Source organism: Chryseobacterium viscerum (genome assembly GCF_025949665.1).
Lineage (GTDB): Bacteria > Bacteroidota > Bacteroidia > Flavobacteriales > Weeksellaceae > Chryseobacterium > Chryseobacterium viscerum_A.
This window is the reverse complement of sequence record NZ_JAPDFT010000001.1, coordinates 302,037-325,483: the sequence shown is the minus strand read 5'-3', so window position 1 is coordinate 325,483 and position 23,447 is coordinate 302,037. Positions and strand designations below refer to the sequence as shown.

At 37.3% G+C, this 23,447-nt stretch carries 18 protein-coding genes and 1 pseudogene; 12 read left to right on the top strand and 7 right to left on the bottom strand.

Features of this window, described 5'->3' with window-relative positions:
- Nucleotides 1-293: 293 nt before the first annotated feature.
- Together OL225_RS01495 and OL225_RS01490 are read left to right on the top strand one after the other, a co-directional pair.
- Nucleotides 294-635 (top strand): hypothetical protein, encoded by a 342-nt coding sequence (locus OL225_RS01495; protein WP_264517043.1) that lies wholly within the window; start codon nt 294-296, stop codon nt 633-635.
- Nucleotides 636-1,000: 365 nt separating this feature from the next.
- A complete protein-coding gene (locus tag OL225_RS01490; protein WP_264517042.1) occupies nt 1,001-1,252 on the top strand; it encodes a hypothetical protein in 252 nt (83 codons plus the stop codon).
- Between the two features lie 101 nt (nt 1,253-1,353).
- Here the strand turns inward: OL225_RS01490 and katG are convergent, their stop codons facing one another.
- Nucleotides 1,354-3,633, bottom strand: coding sequence for a catalase/peroxidase HPI (gene katG / locus OL225_RS01485; RefSeq protein ID WP_264517041.1), 2,280 nt, complete (start codon nt 3,631-3,633; stop codon nt 1,354-1,356).
- 453 nt (nt 3,634-4,086) lie between these two features.
- Here katG and OL225_RS01480 point away from each other — a divergent pair, with 453 nt between their 5' ends.
- Nucleotides 4,087-4,554: a heme-binding domain-containing protein gene (locus OL225_RS01480; protein WP_264517040.1), complete on the top strand. Its 468-nt coding sequence runs from the start codon at nt 4,087-4,089 to the stop codon at nt 4,552-4,554.
- 4 nt (nt 4,555-4,558) lie between these two features.
- Nucleotides 4,559-4,969, top strand: a complete 411-nt coding sequence (locus tag OL225_RS01475; RefSeq protein ID WP_047378933.1) for a thiol-disulfide oxidoreductase DCC family protein — start codon at nt 4,559-4,561, stop codon at nt 4,967-4,969.
- A 339-nt stretch (nt 4,970-5,308) separates the two neighbouring features.
- On the opposite strand, the gene OL225_RS01470 is transcribed toward OL225_RS01475, so the two are convergent.
- Complete coding sequence (locus tag OL225_RS01470; protein ID WP_264517039.1) at nt 5,309-6,748, bottom strand: alpha-amylase; 1,440 nt, start codon at nt 6,746-6,748, stop codon at nt 5,309-5,311.
- Between the two features lie 187 nt (nt 6,749-6,935).
- Here OL225_RS01470 and OL225_RS01465 point away from each other — a divergent pair, with 187 nt between their 5' ends.
- Together OL225_RS01465 and murA are read left to right on the top strand one after the other, a co-directional pair.
- A complete protein-coding gene (locus tag OL225_RS01465; protein WP_047378938.1) occupies nt 6,936-7,607 on the top strand; it encodes a DUF4290 domain-containing protein in 672 nt (223 codons plus the stop codon).
- Nucleotides 7,607-8,914 carry a UDP-N-acetylglucosamine 1-carboxyvinyltransferase gene (gene murA, locus OL225_RS01460; protein ID WP_047378939.1) on the top strand — a complete coding sequence of 436 codons (1,308 nt, stop codon included), beginning with the start codon at nt 7,607-7,609 and terminating at the stop codon, nt 8,912-8,914. The genes OL225_RS01465 and murA overlap by 1 nt, the downstream gene beginning before the upstream one ends.
- A gap of 282 nt (nt 8,915-9,196) precedes the next feature.
- Here the strand turns inward: murA and OL225_RS01455 are convergent, their stop codons facing one another.
- Nucleotides 9,197-9,508, bottom strand: coding sequence for an NIL domain-containing protein (locus OL225_RS01455; RefSeq protein WP_047378941.1), 312 nt, complete (start codon nt 9,506-9,508; stop codon nt 9,197-9,199).
- Between the two features lie 159 nt (nt 9,509-9,667).
- Nucleotides 9,668-10,342 (bottom strand): YiiX/YebB-like N1pC/P60 family cysteine hydrolase, encoded by a 675-nt coding sequence (locus OL225_RS01450; RefSeq protein WP_264517038.1) that lies wholly within the window; start codon nt 10,340-10,342, stop codon nt 9,668-9,670.
- Nucleotides 10,343-10,443: 101 nt separating this feature from the next.
- On the opposite strand from OL225_RS01450, the gene OL225_RS01445 reads away from it, so the two are divergent.
- On the top strand, nt 10,444-11,148 hold the full coding sequence (locus OL225_RS01445) for a response regulator transcription factor (protein WP_264517037.1): 705 nt from the start codon (nt 10,444-10,446) through the stop codon (nt 11,146-11,148).
- A gap of 28 nt (nt 11,149-11,176) precedes the next feature.
- Nucleotides 11,177-12,538, top strand: a complete 1,362-nt coding sequence (locus tag OL225_RS01440; RefSeq protein ID WP_264517036.1) for an ATP-binding protein — start codon at nt 11,177-11,179, stop codon at nt 12,536-12,538.
- An 11-nt stretch (nt 12,539-12,549) separates the two neighbouring features.
- On the opposite strand, the gene OL225_RS01435 is transcribed toward OL225_RS01440, so the two are convergent.
- Entirely contained in the window at nt 12,550-13,401 is an 852-nt protein-coding gene (locus OL225_RS01435; RefSeq protein WP_264517035.1) for an EamA family transporter, read from the bottom strand.
- Nucleotides 13,402-13,810: 409 nt separating this feature from the next.
- On the opposite strand from OL225_RS01435, the pseudogene OL225_RS01430 reads away from it, so the two are divergent.
- The 4 genes and pseudogenes from OL225_RS01430 to OL225_RS01415 all read left to right on the top strand — a co-directional run.
- Nucleotides 13,811-14,191: pseudogene (locus OL225_RS01430) on the top strand (MgtC/SapB family protein); the annotation flags it as partial.
- A gap of 106 nt (nt 14,192-14,297) precedes the next feature.
- Nucleotides 14,298-15,398 (top strand): efflux RND transporter periplasmic adaptor subunit, encoded by a 1,101-nt coding sequence (locus tag OL225_RS01425; RefSeq protein WP_264517033.1) that lies wholly within the window; start codon nt 14,298-14,300, stop codon nt 15,396-15,398.
- Nucleotides 15,399-15,496: 98 nt separating this feature from the next.
- The gene (locus OL225_RS01420) at nt 15,497-18,592 is read left to right on the top strand and encodes an efflux RND transporter permease subunit (RefSeq protein WP_264517032.1); all 3,096 of its coding nucleotides are present in this window, start codon (nt 15,497-15,499) and stop codon (nt 18,590-18,592) included.
- Nucleotides 18,582-19,847 (top strand): TolC family protein, encoded by a 1,266-nt coding sequence (locus OL225_RS01415; protein ID WP_264517031.1) that lies wholly within the window; start codon nt 18,582-18,584, stop codon nt 19,845-19,847. The genes OL225_RS01420 and OL225_RS01415 overlap by 11 nt, the downstream gene beginning before the upstream one ends.
- 189 nt (nt 19,848-20,036) lie before the next feature.
- Here OL225_RS01415 and OL225_RS01410 read toward each other — a convergent pair whose 3' ends face one another.
- The gene (locus tag OL225_RS01410) at nt 20,037-20,492 is read right to left on the bottom strand and encodes a DUF1801 domain-containing protein (RefSeq protein ID WP_047378948.1); all 456 of its coding nucleotides are present in this window, start codon (nt 20,490-20,492) and stop codon (nt 20,037-20,039) included.
- A gap of 149 nt (nt 20,493-20,641) precedes the next feature.
- Nucleotides 20,642-23,233 (bottom strand): fibronectin type III domain-containing protein, encoded by a 2,592-nt coding sequence (locus OL225_RS01405; RefSeq protein ID WP_264517030.1) that lies wholly within the window; start codon nt 23,231-23,233, stop codon nt 20,642-20,644.
- Nucleotides 23,234-23,447 lie beyond the last annotated feature (214 nt).

Genomic DNA, 23,447 nt, shown 5'->3' with positions numbered 1-23,447 from the left:
AAGCTATAATGTAATCAGGACAACTACTTCCACCTATTGAAATAAAAAATGCCAGATATGGATCTGGACAATGTTTAATAGATTTATTATCGCATGAATTTACCAAGGGATAAGCATCAAGAAAGATTATTTGGATTATGACGCATGCCATTAATATTTTATAGAAAACCTGTGTCCTATAAGAGACGGATTTATGGATCAGAGAATATCCCTAATAGTGCGATAGAGGAATTAATTCAACTTAATAAAACAAAATATCCAGATTCATTTATAAAAAAATAATTATTTCACATATGAAACCATTAGAGTTAGTAAAAATTCTCAAAAGATATGTCATCGAAGAAAACATCGAGTTATATGAAAATTTATTGAATACTACAAAAGAAGCGCGAGATCCAGTATGGAAAGGAATTCTTCCTATGTATATTGATTTTTCGAAGGAAGAAAAAGATGTTTTTTTAAAATTTTTGAGAATTGTTGAAATTAATACTTTATCACATGTACTGGGAATATTAGATGGAAGTACTTATGCGGATGAAATAAATGATGAATTTATCCTAACTACAGAAAGTAGCACTGAAAAAATTAATGAAGATTTACAAGATTTATTTTTAGAATTAATTGAAGAAAAATAAAAAATATTTTTTTTATTTGTATTGATGATAAAATAGGATATTATTTTTTAATACCTTATTTTACAATCAAATGAAAAAAAAATATCTCTCATATTTGAGTTAGGGGTTTTACATATCTTATACACCATTATTTGAAATATCAAAATTTTTCTATGTTAGCAATTTTCCTCAAATCATTCAATAAAAAGTTCGAACTTTGGACTATGGGGTCTACAAACCATCCTTTTTTAAGGATGGTTTTTGTTTTTATATCTTCATGATAAATCCTTAAATTGTAAATTTAGCCTGGAGCAGGAATAGTGGCATAGCAGGCCGAAAATTATTTAATCCAACATTAATTAAAAATCCGACTAAAACTAAGTAAAATGACAGATTTAGAATTAAAAAACATCATGGAAATATGTAATAAAGCTACCCTATCTCCATGGACATCCTATATTGAGGGAAGAGACTTTAATTCCGGATCCAGTTTTATAATGACTGGAGAGGAAGAAAACAGAGATTATGATATAGAATTCATTTCAATAAAACCGGAGGATCAGGATTTCATTGCTATGGCAAGAAACGTGATCCCATTATTAGTAGATGAAATTATTACATTAAAAGGAGGCCAATAAAATAAGCAAGCTTTCCATTACCCTTTCAAAATCACCGATAAGTATAACAAAACGGGCTGTCTTTGCAAAGACAGCCCGTTTTTATTTTCATTTTTTATTTATTAAACCAGATCAAACCTGTCCAGATTCATCACTTTCGTCCATGCTGCCACAAAATCTTTTACAAATTTACCCTGTGCATCTGCACTTCCGTATACCTCAGCTATTGCTCTCAATTCGGAATTGGAACCGAAAACAAGATCAGCTCGGGTTGCCGTCCATTTTGGCTGACCGGTTGAACGATCTGTTCCCATGTAAAGTTGTTTATCGTCTGACATTGCTTTCCATTGGGTTCCCATATCTAAAAGATTTACGAAGAAATCATTGGTAAGAACTCCCGGACGGCTGGTAAAGACACCGTGTTTTGAACCGTCAAAGTTTGTATCCAAAGCACGCATCCCTCCTATCAGCACTGTCAGTTCTGGTGCAGTAAGTGTTAATAACTGTGCTTTATCAATCAGTAAAGATTCTGTAGATACTGTAAATCTTCTTTTCAAATAATTACGGAATCCATCAGCAATAGGCTCAAGATATCCCATAGATTCTACATCGGTTTGTTCCTGAGAAGCATCCATTCTTCCCGGAGCAAATGGAACTTTCACATCCTGCCCGGCATTTCTTGCAGCAACTTCTACTGCAGCATTACCTGCCAGAACAATCAGATCCGCTATTGAGATTTTCTTACCTCCATTCTGAGAATCATTGAATTCTTTCTGAATTCTTTCCAGCACTCCTAATACTTTATTCAGCTGTGAAGGATTATTTACTTCCCAGTTTCTTTGAGGTTCCAGTCTTATTCTTGCTCCATTGGCTCCTCCACGTTTATCACTTCCTCTGAAAGTAGAAGCAGAAGCCCAGGCTGTAGAAATAAGCTCAGCATTGCTTAATCCTGAATTTAAAACTTTTGATTTCAATGTTTCCACATCATTTTCGTCAACCAATTCATGATTCACTTCCGGAATAGGATCCTGCCAAATTAATTCTTCTTGTGGAACATCCGGTCCCAGATAACGGGCACGTGGTCCCATATCTCTGTGTGTCAATTTAAACCATGCTCTTGAAAAGGCATCAGCAAAGGCATCAGGATTTTCGTAAAAATGTCTTGAAATTTTTTCATAAACAGGATCCAGTCTCAATGAAAGGTCTGTTGTAAGCATTGTTGGTTTATGCTTTTTAGAAGAATCGAATGCATCAGGAATAATATCTGCTCCATCTTTCGCTACCCATTGGTGAGCTCCGGCAGGGCTTTTTGTCAATTCCCATTCATTTTCAAAAAGATTTTTAAAGAAATAATTACTCCATTGAGTAGGAGTTTCTGTCCAGGTCACTTCCAGACCACTGGAAATAGCATCTTTTCCGCTTCCTGATTTATAGCTGCTCGCCCACCCTAATCCCTGTTGTTCAATTCCTGCTCCTTCAGGTTCTTTACCTACATGATCTGCAGGACCGGCTCCGTGGGTTTTACCAAAAGTATGTCCTCCGGCAATCAAAGCAACCGTTTCTTCATCGTTCATTGCCATACGGCCGAAAGTATCACGGATATCTTTAGCAGCAGCAATAGGATCTGGATTTCCATCCGGACCTTCAGGGTTTACATAAATAAGTCCCATTTGTACAGCTGCCAATGGATTTTCAAGATTTCTTGAATGAATATCTCCGTCTGCATTATCATCGGTAGGAAGAACTGCAGAATGTCCTTCTACAACTCCTTCTGAACCGTGAGCATAACGTAAATCACCTCCCAGCCATGTTTTTTCTGATCCCCAATACACATCGGAATCCGGTTCCCAGACATCTGCACGTCCTCCGGCAAATCCAAATGTTTTGAAGCCCATAGATTCAAGAGCAATATTTCCAGTAAGAATCAAAAGGTCAGCCCAAGAGATGTTTCTACCATATTTCTGCTTGATTGGCCACAACAATCTTCTTGCTTTATCAAGGCTTACGTTATCCGGCCAGCTGTTTAGTGGTGCGAAACGCTGTTGTCCAGCTCCTGCTCCACCTCTACCATCTCCTACTCTATAAGTTCCGGCGCTGTGCCATGCCATACGGATAAACAGTGGACCATAATGACCAAAATCTGCCGGCCACCAGTCCTGGGAATCTGTCATTAATGCATGAAGATCTTTTTTTACTGCCTCCAAATCCAGGCTTTCAAATGCTTTGGCATAGTCAAAATCCTTGTCCATAGGATCTGAAAGGGAAGAATGCTGGCGCAGAAGATCTACTCTAAGCTGATCCGGCCACCAATCAGAATTCTGAGTTCCTCCTCCTGCTACACTCTTCTTCATTGTTCCGTTATGAAACGGGCATTTACTGATGTCATTCAAATCTTTTTCCATTGTCGTTTATTTTATTTTTTATGTTGATTAATACAGTTTCAATTTTCTGTTGTAAGAACATGACAAACCTACAACGTTTGACCGATAAATACAATCTATTAATTTTTATTTCAATGATAGTTAAAAACTATAAACATATATTTCTGACCACATCCGGGATAAGACAAAATTGTGGTATTAAGTTAATCATTTTTCAGATTAACTTAAATAAAAACAGCAGTATACGGTGCAATTTAGAATTGCTCAACGTAAGAATTTGTAGGAAAAGGAAGAAGGAAGCTGGAAGTTTAATAGCATCATGAAAAATAAATTAACAATTCCTAAAAAAATCTGGAAAAACGCACTATTCAAAGAACTATTGAAAGCACCTCCAGTCTCTCTCCCAGCTTCCAACTTTATCTCACTAAAAATAAATTAACTACCTTTATCTTTACCAAACATGAAACGTCTGCTATGAAAAAAATAATTGTTATCCTTCTTATTGCTTTTATTATCATTCAGTTTTTTCCCATCGACAAAACAAATCCGCCTCCTACACCCGGCATGGATTTTCTGAAAATTAAAAACACTCCGGAAAAAATTGCCCGCACTATAAGAACTTCATGCTACGACTGTCATTCCAATGAAACAGCATATCCATGGTATACCAATATCTCTCCGGCTTCATGGTGGGTAAAAAATCATATTAATGAAGGCAGGAAACATCTTAATTTTTCTACCTTTGCAGTATATGAACCTAAAAGACAGCTTCATAAGCTGGAGGAATGTATAGAAATGGTTGAAAAAAAAGAAATGCCGCTTGAATCTTATTATTTAGGACATCAGAATGCCAAACTCTCGGATGAACAGCGTGCAGAGCTTACTCAATATTTCAAAAAAGTAAAAGAAGATACAGAAAGAAGAATCATGTTTAATAAATAAAGTCGTGGAAAACTGGGAGAATAAACATATTGTATTTTTTGACGGAGATTGCGGTGTCTGTAATTTCTGGGTGCAGTGGATTTTGGAGCGTGACAAGAAAGACCAGTTCATGTTTGCTTCTCTTCAATCTGATTTCGGACAACAATTTTTATCCGAAAGAGGCCTGGAAACTAATGTATTCAATACCATGTATCTATGGAAACCTGGGCGGTATTATCAGATTAAATCAAGGGCAGTACTGGAAATCGCTAACTTATTGGGAGGTGTTTATAAACTTTCTTTTATTGGAAAAATTATGCCTGCTTTTTTAAGTGATAAAGTATATGATATCATTTCCAGAAACAGGATGAAGCTGGCCAATCAGAAGTGTTATTTACCGGACCAGCATCAGAAGAAAAAGTTTATTCAGGTGTAGCTTTATCTTACAGAAAATTTCTTTTAGCTTATATAAAGAACTTCTTTAAACTTTATTTATTGAAACATTAAGATTGTTTAAGGTGTTGAGAGTATTAAGATAAGCTTCGCTTTAAGCTTAAAAATCAGAATGATTCATCTTAATTACACTTTATTTCTTAATAGTTTTTATTATATTCAAAAATATCATTCCGTAAGAGTTTCTCACAACGCGACATCAAAATGATCAGTTGTATAGATTCCTACGGAATGACAAGCTTAGTGGATAATAAACAAGCTTGAATTAGTTATAGAAACTAATGTTCGCCACACTCATTACTCATTACTCATTACTCATTACTTATAAATTAAGCGACCATACAGAATAAGAATTCGGCGGGCATTGGATTTTCACCCATTTATCTCCTTGTGTTGTCGGATACCAACCCGAATGTCCGGTGAAATCTTTGATCTGCTGACTGCTCCAATTGGTTTCCACCCATCTTTCCTGCCAGCTTGATGATGTATTGATATAAACAACCAGTCCGGGATTTCCATTGTAGCCGTTACGTCTTGCAATATATTCATCATTATCAGTATAAAGAATAGAAGTTGTTCCTGTTGCTTTATTGTTATGAATCCAGATCAGGTTGTTCAACCTTTCTTTGTTCAGCCATTCTTCATAATCTCTGTAAAAAATGGTAGGATATCCTTCATGAGTTAAAATATAGGCATATGCAGGCATTTTATTGTTAATTATATCCGTGTCGTGATTGGCCACAAAAGTGACTGCTTTGTAAGGATTTCTTTTCCACATCATATCATCATTCAAAACGTTCAAATTACCATTATCAAAAGCTTCATCCATTTTATAATAGGCAGCAAAATCAAATACAGAACTGTTGGCATTATTTGCCCACCATTCCAATGTATTAACGTTGGAATCCCATAGTTCTCCAACAGAAAATCCACCTACTTTAGAATTCCAGGTATTGACTACCCAAGGTCCGAAACCTTTAACGTAATCAAACCTCCATCCATCAAATTTCATCACATTTTTATAATATTTTGCAACAGAATCATCTCTTCCCCAAAGCCAGTCCTGAACATGAGGATTAGCGTGACACAGATCCGGAAATCCTCCAAAAGCGCCTTCATCATTATTTCCGTAGGAATTTTTATAAAAATCATTATAATTTCTCTGAAATTTCCCGGAAGCAACGCCTGAGAAATCAGTCCAGGTATTCGTTCCTGTGAATGAATTCGCTTCAGATTGTCCGCCACTATTATGATTGATTACAATATCTGCATACACCTGCATATTTTCTGCATGCGCTTGTGTAATCAATGCTTCAAGTTCTGTTCTTGATCCGAAACGGGTTTCGACACTTCCATTCTGATTAAAATTTCCAAAATCATAATAATCTGTAGGATCATATCCCATAGAGTAAGCTCCGTTCTGTGCTTTTGAGGCTGGAGGCAGCCATACGGCACCAATTCCGGCATTGGACCATGCTGTTAATTTATCTTTAACGATATTCCACCAGTTGCCTCCTTCAGGAACATCCCAGTAAAAGCCCTGCATCAAAACTCCTCCACCTGGCCCTGATATAAACTTACCTTGTATAGACCCGGAATTATTTCCGGTACTGAACGGCCGGCCGTCATGCTGAGTTACGTTCACTGTTTTGTTATGAACCTCTTCCTGTCTGGAAGTCTCCGTAATCAATTCATCTCTGTTCTGACAAGAGCTAACCAGTGCTAAAGCCAATAGGGAAAGGAAAAAATATGTTTTTTTCATCGTAATAATTAATTATCAATCTATTAAACAAGATACAATTTTATTGAAAACAAATTCAAATGGACGGGAAATATTTTAATTTTCAACAATAAATCAGGAATAAAGTCATTTAAAATTTTCATTAAAAAATCATAAATTTTTCAGATTCTCGAAACAATTTTTCTTTTAATCCATATATTTGCATACTATGGAATACAATACCCAAAAAACTCAGCTTCATATGCCGGAATACGGCAGAATTATACAACAGTTGGTTGAGCGCTGCAAAGAACTTCCTACCAAAGAGGAAAGGAATGAAATGGCTATGGCAATCATCGATTTTATGGGTCAGAGAAACCCACAACTTCGCGACGAGGAAAATTATAAACATAAACTTTGGGACCATCTTTTTATTCTTGCTAATCATGATCTGGATGTAGAATCTCCATATCCGTTCCCTACTCCGGAACAATTGGCAGAAAAACCTAAAAGAATGGAATATCCAAAACTTCAAGGTGACTTTAAGTTTTACGGAAAAAGTATTCTTCAATTGATAGAAAAAGCAATTGAACTGGAAACGGGCGATGAAAAAGAAGCCCTTATCGAGGTAATTGCCAACAATATGAAGAAATCTTATAATGTCTATAATAAAGAACATGTGACGGATGATGTTATTTTCCGCCACTTGAAAGAACTGTCTGAAAACAGGCTTGACCTTACCGGAATAGATTCTCTTGAAAAAAGTAAAATCTATTACACCAGTAATAACAACAACAGGAATAATAACAATAACAACAGGAATAGCAATAGTAATAAAAACAACAACAGCAACCAGCCTAACAAGAGGAGGCACAATAACAATCATAAAAACAGAAAATAATGAGTGGAACATTTCAAATAAGAGGAGGAAAAAAACTGCAGGGCGAAATAACTCCACAAGGAGCCAAGAATGAGGCTCTACAAATTTTATGTGCGGTACTCCTTACGGACGAAGAGGTAAGAATCAAAAATATTCCTGATATTCATGATGTTAACAGACTGATTGAAATTCTTGGAGATTTTGGGGTAAAAATTACTAAAAACGGACAGGGAGATTATACTTTCAAAGCTGATCAGGTAAATTTTGATTACATAAAATCTAACGAGTTCAAAAAAGACGGAGCAAAATTACGTGGATCTATTATGCTGATGGGCCCGATGCTTGCCCGTTATGGAGAAGCTTATATGCCAACTCCGGGAGGTGACAAAATCGGAAGAAGAAGACTGGATACCCACTTCCAGGGGCTTGTAGAACTGGGTGCTGAATTCAATTATGATGAAGAGGAATATTTCTATTCTTTAAAAGCCAAAGAACTGAGAGGAAAATTCATTTTATTGGAAGAAGCTTCTGTAACCGGAACTGCCAACATTGTAATGGCAGCAGCTTTGGCAAAAGGAAAAACAAGAATCTACAACGCAGCCTGCGAACCTTATCTTCAGCAATTATGTAAAATGCTGAACAGAATGGGAGCCAATATTTCAGGAATCGGATCCAACCTTCTTACCATTGAAGGAGTAGATTATCTGAGAGGAACGGAGCATACCATGCTTCCGGATATGGTAGAAATCGGATCGTGGATTGGTCTTGCGGCAATGACAAAATCTGAAATCACCATCAAAAATGTAAACTGGAACCAACTTGGTGTAATCCCGAATACATTCAGAAAATTAGGAATCGAGCTTGAGCAAAGTGGTGATGACATCTACATTCCTGCTCAGGAACATTATAAAATTCAAAAATTTATTGACGGGTCTATCCTTACTATTTCGGATGCTCCATGGCCAGGATTTACGCCGGATTTATTATCTATTATTTTAGTGGTAGCTACTCAGGCAAAAGGAAGTATTCTGGTTCATCAGAAAATGTTTGAATCCAGATTATTCTTTGTGGATAAATTAATTGACATGGGCGCTCAGATCATTTTATGTGATCCGCACAGAGCTACGGTAATCGGATTGAACCAGGAGGCTCCGCTAAGAGGTACAACGATGGTTTCCCCGGATATCAGAGCCGGAAACGCTCTTCTTATTGCTGCACTTTCAGCAGAAGGAAAATCTATTATCCACAATATCGAGCAAATCGACAGAGGATATGAGAATATCGATGGAAGGCTAAGAGCAATTGGTGCCGATATCGAAAGAATTTAAAATTATTTTATTTATAATATGAAAGCGTTCAGATTACTCTGAACGTTTTTTTGTTTGACTTTTGTCATTCTGACGAAGGAAGAATCTTATTATCAGTTAAATACATGAGATTCTTCACTACATTTCATTTCGTTCAGAATGACACTTTTGAGGCAACCCCAATTCTGTGCCGATTAATTATTATTTTTTTATATCTGTTTATAATCTGCTTTTAATAAAAAAGTAAAAAGTGCCCGGTAAAAGACCGGACACTTTAGGTAATTAAAACTATATGAATCTCACTTAAAAATACTTTCTGCAGATATACTCCACCGTCGTATTCATAAGTTTATTTTTATTCAGATAGATCTCAAGCTGCTGAAAATCTTCTGAACTTACATTAATATATAACTGTACTGAACCAAAACTATATCCGTTCACATATTCTACGTTAGCGGATAACACTCTATGACAGATGCCCAATTGATTGTAGATGGTATTCATTAAATGTTCAAATTTCATTTTGCCATTCAACTCTATTTCCAATAACAATTCTTTTTTAGGCAGGTTTATTTTATTTTGTAAAACCTGCAGGCCTGGATTAGGTGTAATCATCGCTAAACATTTTTTTGGTTAAACTTCTCAGATCATATTGCACTCTGCATTTAAATCTGTGACAAAAATATAAAAAAATATTAGTCTACCAAATTAGTAGACTAATATTTTTTAAATTTTAACATAAAAAAAAAAAAGCTTTAGCAGCTTCTTTCTCTTTTAAAGTTTATTTATTCTTTCCAGTTTCTCAGAACCGGCAAGTCCGTTGGGGTTGCAACCAGGCTCACCTTCAGGGACTTTGATATTTTTTTTGGTATAAAATTCTTCCCAAAACGTATTTGTTTTACCTGTTTTGGGATCAATAAATGTCATTGGCTCCAGTTTGAAAATATGATCATCCCGAAAAGCCCTTTCCACAAAATCTGAACAGTAATATGAATTTTCATCCAGAATATAATTGAAATTGTAAGGTTTTCCAAGCATAGAATTGGCTTTTTCAATAGCTCCGGAAATTGTTTTCTGATATTCCGGCTTCAGACGATATACAATGATTTCCTGTCCTTCTTCTTTCTGGTCTTTGATAAAGTCTTTTAAATCCTGCTTTTGAGAACCACCTTTGGGAGCAGCATGCAGTACAAACATATGGTGACATTCTTTTTCCAGAATTCCTATATGATCAAATGAAGCTGTTTTTTGTTTTTGAGTGACATTATTGATCGCTCCGGAAAGCCCGGATTCTTTGGCAGTAACAAAAAGAAGATCTCCATTTTTGAGTTCTACATTACTTTGATAAACGTGACTACACTGAACCAGTAAAATCATTAAAAAGGATAAAATTCCTACAGCAATAATTTCTTTGATTCTTTTGCTAAAAAATATTTTAAATTCAGACATTCTATTCTACTTTCGGCATCAAAATTACAAAATAGAATTCATTACATTTGTGGGAATATTGATCTATTCTTCACACCAACCCAAACATTTCCAAGATTCTTATGCCACATATTTTATTAGTTGAAGACGATGACAGGCTTTCCAAACTGATTGCAAAAGGATTTCAGGAAGCTAAATTTGAGGTAACCGTGGCTTATGACGGAATCACAGGTCTGAAACTGGCTTTGCAGACCAATTTTGATCTGATCGTCACAGATATTGTCCTTCCTAAAAAAAACGGCCTTGAATTTTGTAATGAAATCAAAGCATTAAAACCTAATCTTCCTGTCATTATGCTGACTGCACTGGGAACCACTGATGACAAACTGGAAGGATTTGATGCCGGAGCTGATGATTATCTGACCAAACCTTTTGAAATGCGGGAACTGACAGCAAGGATCAAAGTACTTCTGAAACGTTTTTCACAACAGAGGCTGCAAAAAGTTTCTGTTCTTCAATATGAGGGAATTGAAATGAATCTGGAGCAGAAAACGGTGAGCAGGGATCATACTCCAATAAAACTGACTCCGAAAGAATTTAATCTTTTAAAATTTATGCTGGAAAATTCAGAAAGAGTCCTTTCCCGAAGTGAAATTGCAGAGAAAGTATGGGAAACCCACTTTGATACGGGAACCAATTTTATTGATGTATACATTAACTATCTCCGAAAAAAGATTGATAAAGATTTTGAGACCAAACTTATCCACACCAAAGCCGGTATGGGATTTATTCTGAAGAAAGACTACGAATCAGGCATTGTACAGTAATCATTAAGATGAACTAAAAAATATCCGGATGAAAATAAGAACCAGACTTACACTGCTTTTTACCTTAATTACTGCAATGCTTTTAAGTGCTTACAGCGTTTCGATTTATTATTCATCCAAAGAAGCCAGAGAAAAGTCTTTTTACAGCGAACTTCAGAACGAAGCGATTGCCAAAGCAGATTTGTTTTTCCGAAGTTCACTGCCGGAGCAGGAAATGCATAAGCTTTATAAAAACAATACCAGAACACTTAATGAAGTTCAGGTAGCCATTTATGATGCCAATAAACAACTGGTTTATCATGACGATGCCAAGGTAGATTATGTAAAGGAAACCCCGGAAATGCTTTCGCAGATATTCCAGGAAAAGAGAATCAATTTCTTTTTAAATGATTTGCAGGTGATCGGGATGGTCTATCATTATGAGGGAAAAACTTATGCGGTAACCGCCGCAGCCTATGATCAATATGGATATGAATATCTCACTCATCTTCTTACCATCAGCATTATTTCGTTCTTCAGTATTTTAATATTGATTTATCTTTCAGGAATATTTCTTTCCAAGAAGGCATTGAGTCCACTCAGTGAGATGGTCGCCCAGATTAAAAAAATTACAGCCGGGAAATTACAGTTGCGTCTGAAAACAACAAAGGAAAAAGATGAACTTAATGAACTTGCTCAAAATTTTAACGGAATGCTGGAAAGGCTGGAAAACTCTTTTGATTCACAAAAGCATTTTGTATCCAATATTTCACATGAATTGAGAACGCCTCTATCTGCCATTATTACTGAACTGGAACTGGCTTCTGAAAAAGATAAAACCAAAGCAGAATATCAGGAAACCATCCAATATGCACTGGAAGATGCACGAAATATGGTGAAACTTTCCAATAGTTTAATGGACCTCGCCAAAGCAAGTTATGATCCTAACGAGATCAGCTTTTCCGAACTTCGCCTTGATGAAATTCTTCTGGAATCTTATACTAAAATCGTAAAAGAGAATTCCGGATATAAAGTTTCATTAAACATAGACGATGCGGTAGAAGAGCACGAACTTATCATCCAGGGAAATGAATATCTTCTACAGGTGGCCTTTAATAATCTTATTGATAATGCCTGTAAATATTCGCCAGAACACATTTGTTCAATAGATGTCAGAACCAATTCCAAGATTCTTTTAATTAGTTTTGCCAATACAGGAAACATCATTCCTAAAGAAGATTTGGAACATATTTTCAAACCTTTTTACAGAAGCGAAACATCCAGACAGGAGAAAGGACACGGAATAGGGCTTTTCCTTACCGAGAAAATTATTCTCCTCCACCATGCAAAAATTACAGTGGTATCAGATCATAATGAGACTGTTTTTACTGTGATATTTGATATCATTTAATTTCTCCTTCTTTACTCATGAGAAAGAGATTTCTTATTGAAAATAGTAGTTCCAATACTCGCCGTAATCACACAGGCAATAGAAATCCACTGTAAGAAAGATAACTTTTCAGAAAGAAAAACCAATCCTGAAAGCGCAGCAAATGCAGGTTCAAGGCTCATCAGAATACTGAATGTTTTTGCAGGAAGTCTTTTCAAAGCCATCATTTCCAGCGAAAATGGCAAAGCACTTGAAAGAATAGCTACTCCCAGCCCTTTTACAAAAATAGTGGGAGTAAGATTAAAAACAGCACCATCCCATATTGTAAAGGGAATAATCACCATACTTGCAAATATCATCCCGGTAGTTACGGCATCTTTTCCATCCATTATTTTTGAAACCTTTCCACCCATTATGATATAAAGAGCCCAGAACATTCCTGCAAGAAAGGCAAGCCCAAGTCCTACCAAATCCACATGATCATTCTGCCAAGGAACAATCAGCAGAATTCCCACACATGCCAATAATGCCCATGCGACATCCAATAGTTTACGGGACAATACCAATGCAAGAAATAAAGGTCCTGCAAACTCTACGGTAACCGCCAACCCTAATGGAATTCTTTGAATTGCCATATAAAAAATAAGATTCATTGCTGCCAGACCTATTCCGTATATCGCACAATATTTCCATTTCTGTCTGTTAAACTCTAAAAATTTCGGACGATTAATCACCGTAAGCAAAACAGCTGAAAGTACAATTCTTAAAGTAACTGTACCAATAGCTCCAATGGCAGGAAAAAGCTGCTTGGCAATAGAAGCTCCTCCCTGTACACATATGATCGCTAACAATGTAGCGGGTATCGCTATGTTTAATTTTTTCATTTCTAAAATATATAATTCAAAAGAGTTTGGAAAGAAGTCTCCGGGATTAAACAAACTTTTATTTTACTAGGATAAATCGTGAAATTCATTATGTAAAACTGCCTGTCCCCAAATGTATTGAAATTTTATCTTTTACAATGGGTACAGTTTACACTTATTAATAGGGTCTAAAAAATAATTATTTCCGGTATTATCATCTTAAAAAAGCAGAAAAGTATTTTCTCTAATGATTTTCTAATAACATTCTAAAGCTTTTCTAACGGTAAAAAAAGGCAGGCATTTCTACTTTTGCACAGTAAAAAATAAAGCATATGGACTCAGATCCTTACAGTCATTATCAATCTTAAAAGCTTTAGTTGTACTCACTTTTCCCGTACAGCTGAAAAGCTTTATAAAAACAGGAAAAGTTATGAATACATTTGAATTTACCCTTCGTTTACTGACTGCCTTCTGTCTGGGAGCCGGTATAGGTTTTGAAAGACAGTGGCGTCAAAAAAATGCAGGTCTCAGAACCAATACTTTGGTTTGCATCGGTTCTGCAGCGTTTGTGTTGATTGCCATCAGAATAGGTGGTGATGCAGCCGGCAGAATCACCTCTTATATTGTCAGCGGAATCGGTTTCCTCGGCGGCGGCGTTATAATGAAAGACGGTCTTACCGTAAGAGGATTGAATACGGCAGCCACATTATGGTGTTCTGCAGCCATAGGTGCACTATGTGCTTTGGGATATCCTTTAGAAGCCCTCATCACAGTTCTTTTCATTGTCTCTACCAATATATTCCTGAGACCCTCTTTATCTTCTCAGAAAGAAGCAAGGAGCAAAAAACGGTTCAGTATCAAGAAAAACAACAACGAAAAAATAAAAATCAGCAATAGCACTCAATTGTATTAAGATCATGAAAAAGATAATCTTAAGTAGTATTATTCTCTTTGCAGTCTCCTGTAAAGACAATACACCTCAGCAAAACAAAGAACCGGAAATAGTGATGAAAGGCGACCAGGTCACCGTTCCGGAAAACAATCCCATTTTCAAGAAAATTAAAACCCGGATTGTAACCAAGCAGGAACACAGTGATAGAGTAATTTCAGCAGGAACTATTCAGGCTATTCCTAATCATTATGCGGAAATTGCAAGCCCTTTTTCCGGAAGAATTACAAAATCATTTATTCAGCTTGGACAAAATATTTCTGCCGGAAGTCCTCTTTTTGAAATCCTTTCTTCAGATTATTTTTCGGTTCAAAAGGATTATACAGATGCCCTGAATGATGTACAGCTTGCCGACAAAAACTACAGACGCCAGCAGGATCTCGTAAAACATGGGGTTGGTATTCAAAAAGAACTGGATGAAGCGGAAACCGATTTTAAAAATAAAAAAACATCCCTCTCTAATGCTTCTTCTGCCTTGAAAGTCTATAACAGTAAAGGTGGAGGTATAGGAAGTCCTCTTATTGTAAGAGCTCCCATCAGTGGAGAGATCATTTCCAACAAAATTGTAAACGGCCAATACCTGAAAGGAGATGCTGATCCGGTAATGATTATCGCAGAATTATCCAAAGTATGGATTTCCGGTGACGTAAAAGAAAAAGACATCCGCTTTGTTCATCCCGGAGATCAGGTTTCTGTAAAAGTAAGTGCGTATCCGGACAGAAATATTACCGGAAAAGTATATCACATCAATGAAATTGTAGACGAAGATACCCGAAGTATTAAAGTCCTTATTGAATGTGATAATCCGGACAGAAAACTAAAACCGGGGATGTATGCTACCGTTAATTTTTCAACAACTCCTGAAAAAACGGTGATGATTCCCGTAACCGCTTTGATGCAGCAGGACAACTCCCAATATGTATGGGTAAAAACAGGCAAGAGTCAATATACAAAACGTTCTGTGACAACAGGAGAAACCAATCAGGAAAAAGTAAGAATCATTTCAGGCTTACAACCCGGAGAAACCATCATGACCGAAGGCGGAATTTATATGCTGGATGCAAAATAATGTACAATGTACATGGTAAAGAGATTGAAATACCTGGTATTATTTAACGACAATACTTTGTACATCCTGCTTTTTACTTTGTACACAAATCAAGAACTATGAAGAAATTACTAACAATCTCTATACAGAAGAGATGGCTTATGCTTGCCCTTTTCTTATTACTGGGATTCTTCGGCTATTATTCCTGGACCAGATTATCCATAGAAGCTTATCCTGATATTGCTGATGTAACCTCGCAGGTGGTAACACAGGTTCCGGGACTGGCTGCTGAAGAAGTAGAACAGCAAATTACCATTCCTTTGGAGAGATCCCTGAACGGACTTCCGGGAATGCATGTGATGCGAAGCAAAAGTACCTTTGGACTTTCCATTATTACAATGGTTTTCGATGATGGGATAGACGATTACTGGGCAAGACAGCGAATTCAGGAAAGACTCACAGATGTGGAACTTCCTTACGGTGCACAACCAGGATTAGATCCTCTTACCTCTCCTATCGGCGAAGTCTATCGTTATATTATTGAAAGTAACAACCACAGTCTGCGGGAACTTACAGATTTACAAAAGTTTGTGATTATTCCACGAATCAAACAGGTTTCGGGAATTGCTGATGTTACCAATTTCGGAGGAATTACGACACAGTTTCAGATCGAACTGGATCCGCATAAGCTTGAACAATACGGATTATCTCTGTCAGAAGTTACCGAAACGATTTCCAAAAACAATGTGAGTGCCGGAGGAAGTATGCTTCCCCGCGGAAACCTCGCGTATGTCATCCGCGGAATAGGTTTGGTAAAAGACTTAAATGATCTTGGAAAAATTGTAGTCAAAACCCAAAATGGTGTTCCTGTTTTTTTGAATGATGTCGGGACATTAAAATACGGGAACCTGGAAAGGAAAGGAATTCTGGGCTACACAGACAGAAAACGTAACTATTCTGAAAGCGTGGAAGGAATTGTACTTTTACTCAGAGGACAAAATCCTTCACAAGTACTGGAAGGAGTTCATGAAGCTATCGAAGAACTGAATAACGAAACGCTTCCTCCCGGAGTAAAAATCCATCCTTTTCTGGACAGAACAGACCTTGTAAAAACCACGCTAACTACAGTTTCTCATACCCTTACCGAAGGAATTGTATTGGTTATTATTGTACTGATTGTATTTCTTGGAAGCTGGCGGGGAGCATTACTGGTGGCTATTACCATTCCGCTTTCTTTATTATTTGCTTTTATATTGATGCATTTTACGAATATTCCGGCTAACCTTCTTTCACTGGGAGCCATTGATTTCGGAATCATTGTAGACGGAGCCATCGTCATGCTGGAAACCATTCTGAAGAAAAGAGAAGAAAATTCGGAAGAAGCATTGGAAGAAAAAACGATTACCCAAAGAGTAATTGAAGTGGCAAAACCTATTTTCTTTTCAACCATTATCATTATTACCGCTTATCTGCCATTGTTTGCTTTTGAAAGAGTAGAGAAAAAATTATTTACACCCATGGCTTTTACTGTTGGATACGCTCTATTGGGAGCACTCGCTGTAGCATTACTTTTGATCCCGGGATTGGCTTATGTGATCTATCGCAAACCACAAAAAATCTATCACAACAAATGGCTTGAAAAACTTAGTACAGCCTATGGAAATAGCATTGAAAAAATAATGAAAGCTCCCAAAAGAGTTATTATTCCTATTATGATTGTCTTAGTTTCTGCCGGAATTCTCTCCTATCATGTAGGAAAAGATTTTCTTCCCGAACTGGATGAAGGTTCAATATGGCTTCAGGTACAGCTGCCACCCGGAATTTCTTTAGCTAAATCAAAAGAAATGAGTGATACGCTGCGTGCCCGTACCTTGAAACATCCTGAAATTACTTATATGATGATCCAGGCAGGACGGAATGATGACGGTACAGATCCATGGACAGCTTCCCACTTTGAGGTCTCCATTGGAATAAAGCCTTACAGCGAATGGCCTGCAGGAAAAACAAAAGCAGACCTCATCAAAGAACTCGCTGCAGATTATAAAAATATGCCGGGCTACACCGTAGGTTTTTCACAACCTATGATTGATGGAGTAATGGACAAAATCTCCGGTGCTCACAGTGAACTGGTGGTAAAGGTTTATGGTGAGGATTTTAAGGAAACAAGACGAATTGCCGAAAATATCTTATCTACTTTAAACACAATTCCGGGTTCGGCAGACCTTGCCATTGATCAGGAACCGCCATTACCACAATTGCAGATTATTGCCAACAGAGGCAAGATTGCCCAATATGGTTTGAATGTAGCAGATGTTGCCGACCTTATTGAAGTGGCATTAGGAGGAAAAGCGATCTCCCAGATCTTTATTGGTAATAAAGTATATGATATTTCCTGCCGTTATACGGAAGACAGCCGTAATACTCCGGACAAAATAGGAAACCTGATGCTGACCTCAGCTTCCGGCGCAAAAATTCCTTTATCTCAGGTGGCAGAAGTGAAACTGAGTACTGGCGAAAGCACTATTACCAGAGAAATGAACAAACGCCATCTTACCGTAAAACTGAATTTAAGAGGTACAGATCTTTCTTCTTTCCTGAAAAAAGCACAGGAAAAAATAGAAAAAGACATCCAATATGATCATGAGAAATACCAGATCAAATGGGGAGGGCAGTTTGAAAATCAAAACAGGGCCTATTCCAGACTGGCATTTATTGTTCCGCCGGCCTTGGCAATTATGTTTCTGCTATTGTATGGTGCATTCGGAGATTTCAGACAGGCTTTGGTTCTGATGTCTATTGTTCCACTGGCTTTATTTGGCGGAATGCTGGCACTCAATATAAGAGGAATGTCTCTGAATGTGTCTTCTGCAGTAGGATTTATTGCACTCTTCGGAGTTGCTATCCAGAACGGAGTCATTATGATTTCTCATATCAATGATCTGCGTAAAAAAGGATATGAGTTGAAACAGGCGGCTATCAAAGGGGCAAAAGACCGTTTCAGACCGGTACTGATGACCGCAACGGTTGCCGTAATAGGATTATTCCCCGCATCATTGGCCACAGGAATCGGTTCGGATGTACAGCGTCCACTGGCAACAGTAATTGTCTACGGACTGATGTTCTCTACTATTTTAACACTATTCGTGCTGCCGGCTATTTATTTTATGGCTGAGCACCGCAACGAAAAACAAAATTTGAAATCAGATGAAAATTAAAATTCATATTATCATATTATCTGTAGTATTATTGAGTATCACAAGAATAAAGGCACAGGAAAAAGAGCTTTTACAATTTGAAGAATACCTAAGTCTTGTCGGAAATAAAAATCTTGGGTATGCTTCTCAGAAATACAATGTAAGTATGGCTGAAGCTTCCGTCCAGACTGCCAATATGTTCCCTGACCCTCAACTGGAAATAGAAACTACCAATAACGGAGTGCGTAAAGATATGGGATATGTTTACGGTGCTTCCATCGGCTGGACGCTTGAACTGGGCGGTAAAAGAAAAGCAAGGGTAAATCTGGCCAGAAACCAATCTGAGCTGAGCAAAATACAATTGCAGGATTTTTTCAGGAATCTCCGTGCAGACGCCAGTTTAGGATATATTGATGCTCTAAAGGCCAAAGCTTTGCTTCAGGTACAGCAGGATTCTTATAAAAATATGCAGCAATTGGCAAAATCTGACAGCATCCGCTACAAATTGGGAACTATATCATTAGTCACGTCCAAACAAAGTAAATTGGAAGCGACTTCATTGCTCAATGAAGTATATCAGGCTGAAAGTTCAGAAGAACAGGCTCTCACCAGTTTATCAGTATTTCTAGGAGACGGCAAAATAACAGGAAGAGAGATTGCCGGGGATTTTAATGCCTTCAACAGGGATTTCAGTATGGATGATCTGATTCTTCAGGCATTGAATGAAAGAGCAGATTTACTGGCCGCCAAACAAAATACAGAAGTTGCCAAAAGTCAGATCAATCTCGAAAAAGCAAATCGTATTATAGATTTAGGCATCAGCGCCGGAGCAGAACGGCATACGGAAGCCACCAATGAAATTGCCCCTTCCCCAACCGTAAATGCTGTAAAAATGGGTATTAGCATTCCTCTGAAGTTTTCCAACAGAAGAAATGCAGGATTGAAAATTGCAGAAATGGTACATTCACAGGCAGAAGTTGAATACAAACAGATCGAACAGGGCATAAAGGCAGAAGTAATGCAGGCTTATCAGCAATATACAGCGACGCAAAAACAGCTCAGACAATTTCATAACGGAATGCTTTCAGAAGCACAAAGCATTTTGGAAGGGATTACATACAGCTACAAAAGAGGAGAAAGTTCCATTCTGGAAGTTCTGAATGCCCAGAGAACGTATAACAATGTAAGAAAGGATTACTATCAGGCTCTTGCAGATAATGCTGCTGCTTTAATTGAGCTTGAAAGGAAAGCCGGAATCTGGGATATTCATTTTTAGTTGGAAGAGGGAAGTTTCTGGAAGTCGATGGATAAATAGATGACAGTTTTATTGACCTTTTTATATTCAAAAATACCTGTCAAATACCGCCAGTAATTCTAAAAACACAAATATTACTTCCAGCTTCACTTCTTCCCGCGTCCAGCATAAAAAAATGCTCTGAAACCAGATAGGTTTCAGAGCATTTTTTTATTTCTTATACTGAGATACATAAATTCCGATCCAGTCATCAGGAGTCATTTTCTGGCTCAGTTCAGCAATCAGTTCGAAGGGAATATCATCCACTTTTTTGAAACGGATACAGGATTTACCCATATCCAGTTTCTTTTTGGAATGTTTTGGATATTCTCCAACAAACCAGTCGAGAAGTTCTGGTTTTGAATAAAGTCCCATATGGTATAGCGCTATAAAATTCTTCTGGGAAGCAAGATTGATAAATGGCAGCGGTGTACCGGGTGCACAGTGATATCCGGCAGGAAATGTTGCCAATGGAACCACCCAACCTATCATTCCATAATTCGTTGCTTCTTCAAAACCTTGCGGCAAATTGTCATTCACCGTATCAAAAAGTTTTTTAAAGGCATCCTGTCTTTCTTCAGGAATTTTTGAGATATAATCTTCTATAGAAACTGACTGAATCTGCATTTTTTAATTTTTTCTAAAATACGATTATTTTATAAAATTATCCAAATTGAGGTTTATTTCCTGATAGTTCTGATTATCATTTAAACAAATCATAAAAAAGGCAGCCACACGAATGCAACTGCCTACAGAAATTATTAACTCAAAAAATTTTATTTTTTAATGGCTTTTACTGTTGATTTTGAACCGTCTTTAAAGTTCATCGTCACTAAGTATAAACCGGCATTCAACTCCCCTAACTGAAGTTCTGTAGTTGGGTTGTCAATAGTTTTCACTACTCTTCCCGCTACATCTGTAACCGTTACAGATTTAACATTCTTGATATCAGCAACATGCAGAATATCTTTGAAAGGATTAGGATAAACATTCACTTCTTTTTTCTTAACAGCTGTTTCAGCAGTAGCTAAATTGGACTGTGTAAGAGAGAAATCATCAAATCCCATATAATATGGAGCTGTAGTTGTATTCAAAGCTTTAATTCCAAATGAATAATCACCAGTAGCCGTTGGGGTATAGGTAACGGTAACTTTAGTATAAGTAGTACTGTTACCTCCTCCTTCTGATGTTTGATCTGCTGTAATAAATGTTGATAAGCTAGTTGCTCCAGTCGCTGTTTGCCCATTGTTTACCAATACTTCATTCTGCCAACCAGAATAGCCGTCTCCTACCCAATAGAATGTAAAATCATACGAGCTTCCTGCAGTTAGAGTAAATGTAGGTGTCCATAAATAAGCTGCATTGCTATATGGATAATAAATCGTCACATAATTTGGAGCAGATTTAGGATCATTATAAGCTTGCTGGGAAGCATTTGCTGATGTAAAGTTATAGTTAGATGAACTTCCTCCCGGAGTTTGTTTCCAACAGTTCGGAATGATTGCAGAACCTATAGTTGCCATTGCATCAAAATTTTCACTCCAAGGCAGTGTAGTTATTGGAACACAAAGAGTTGTAAATGATGTAGAAGTACTCCAGATACTCTTATCAGATGCACTACAGCTAGATCTTACCCATGTATAATATGTTGTAGATGGCTGCAGTCCGTTTAACGGTGCAGAAGCTGTTGTAGAAGTTACAGAGTTTGTAGCGTTTAAAACAGTAGAAGCATCAGGTGCAGTATTGTTTGTGCTGTAATAAACTTCGTATCCGCCTGCAGGAACTGGAGATGGTTCCGTCCAGCCGATCGTTGCTGTGTTCGCTGATACGTTTGACGACGTAACTGCTGTAGGCTCCAGACAAGAAGGGATATTCTGAACAGTAATATTATCAATATAAAGTCCACGGCCTGTACCTCCTAAACCATGCTTAAATGCTAACTGTAAATCAGATCCCGCAGGAATATTAACAGTATATTGAGTGTGCGTAGTCGTCAAAGCAATAGGAGAACCAATGGGTGTAAAAGAAGCAGGATCTGCAGGGTTTGATAAAGTACCTACTAATAATGTATACCCATTTGATCCGGATTTTGCATAGAATCTCACTCGTTTAGTACCATCTGAAAGGTTTACAGTTGGAGGTGAAACTAACATCTGGCTGCCTGTAGTAGCAGTAGAGTTATATAAATAATAAGCATTAGGTGCTGAATAATTATTCGTTGTGGTTACATAACCATATCCTGTAAATGATGCACTTTCTAAATATGCCCAACAACTTGGTGCATTCGTGTTTGAGCTGGAACCTGTACTTGTACTATCAAAGTTTTCTGTATACGGAACAGTGAAAGTAGAACAGGCTGTTTTAAATGTACCTGCAAAAGACCATACACTTTGGCCTGTCGCCGTGTTACAGTTGGATCTTACCCAATAATAATAGGTTGTATTTGAATTAAGACCTCCTATAGTTGTGCTGGTACCTGTTACTCCCGGATAAGTAGGTGTTACTGAGCCCGCCGGTGTTGTGTTTGAAGTACTGTGGTATACATCATAACTGGCAGCATTCCCTGTCCATGAAACTAAAGCTGAGTTTGCTGTGATTCCTGAAACCGCCTGCAATACAGGAGGCATACAATCCGAATAAGCGTCTGCTGAAAAAGCAAAAATATTCGGTATCCCTGAGCCACTTACTTTGGTTACTGTTACACTTTGTACCAGTTTTGCCTGATTGGCTGCATCTATTGCCAATTCAGCCTGATATAATCTTGGATTAGTTCCGCCTTCAGGAGAAGGAACATCATCACCAGCTCCAGGAGTAGCTCCCGGCTTTTTAATTCTTCCTATCCCCTGGATAGCAAAATTAGATCCATTATACCAGTCTGAAAGACTGATACTTGCAAACGTCTGTGAACTGCCATCTGTAAAATTCACCATTACACTTACCGTAGAAGTACCACTTCCGCTTACAGCAAGCATATACAGCTTGGTTGCTGCTTTTGGTGTTGTAAATGCCAAAGTTCCGTTATCACTGGCTGCAGCCAGTCTTAAAGAATTATTCGCATTCAAACTTGCTAACTGAAAACTCAATCCGGGAGTTGTTGCTACTACAGAATTAATAATTCCATCAACAGGAATCCCATACGTAATAGCAGCACTTGAGGATGTAAGCTGAAAATCTTTAGCTACAAAAGCGTAAGAAACTCCATCTACGTCATTATTTGTACTAATTGTTGAAGAACCTATCCCGTTGGCAATCACATCAGCTGTAAAGCCTGAAGAGACCGGCATAGTTTGATAATTCTGAGCCATCATTACACTGGCTGAAAAGAGAGCGATAGCGGGTACCACTCTAGAAAATAAATTTATTGCCATTTTAATCACATTTGAGGCGAAATTTAGTAAAAATAACAATACAAAAAGATTTTTTTTAAACAAAAACCAACATAAAATAAAAACAAACCAAATATCAACATTCCAAACTATGAAAATTATTAGAGTTTAAAAAATATTGAACCACTTCTAATTGATCCTTAATTTTATTATTGAGAAATTAAATCCTATTTTTGTCATACAAATTTTTTGAACA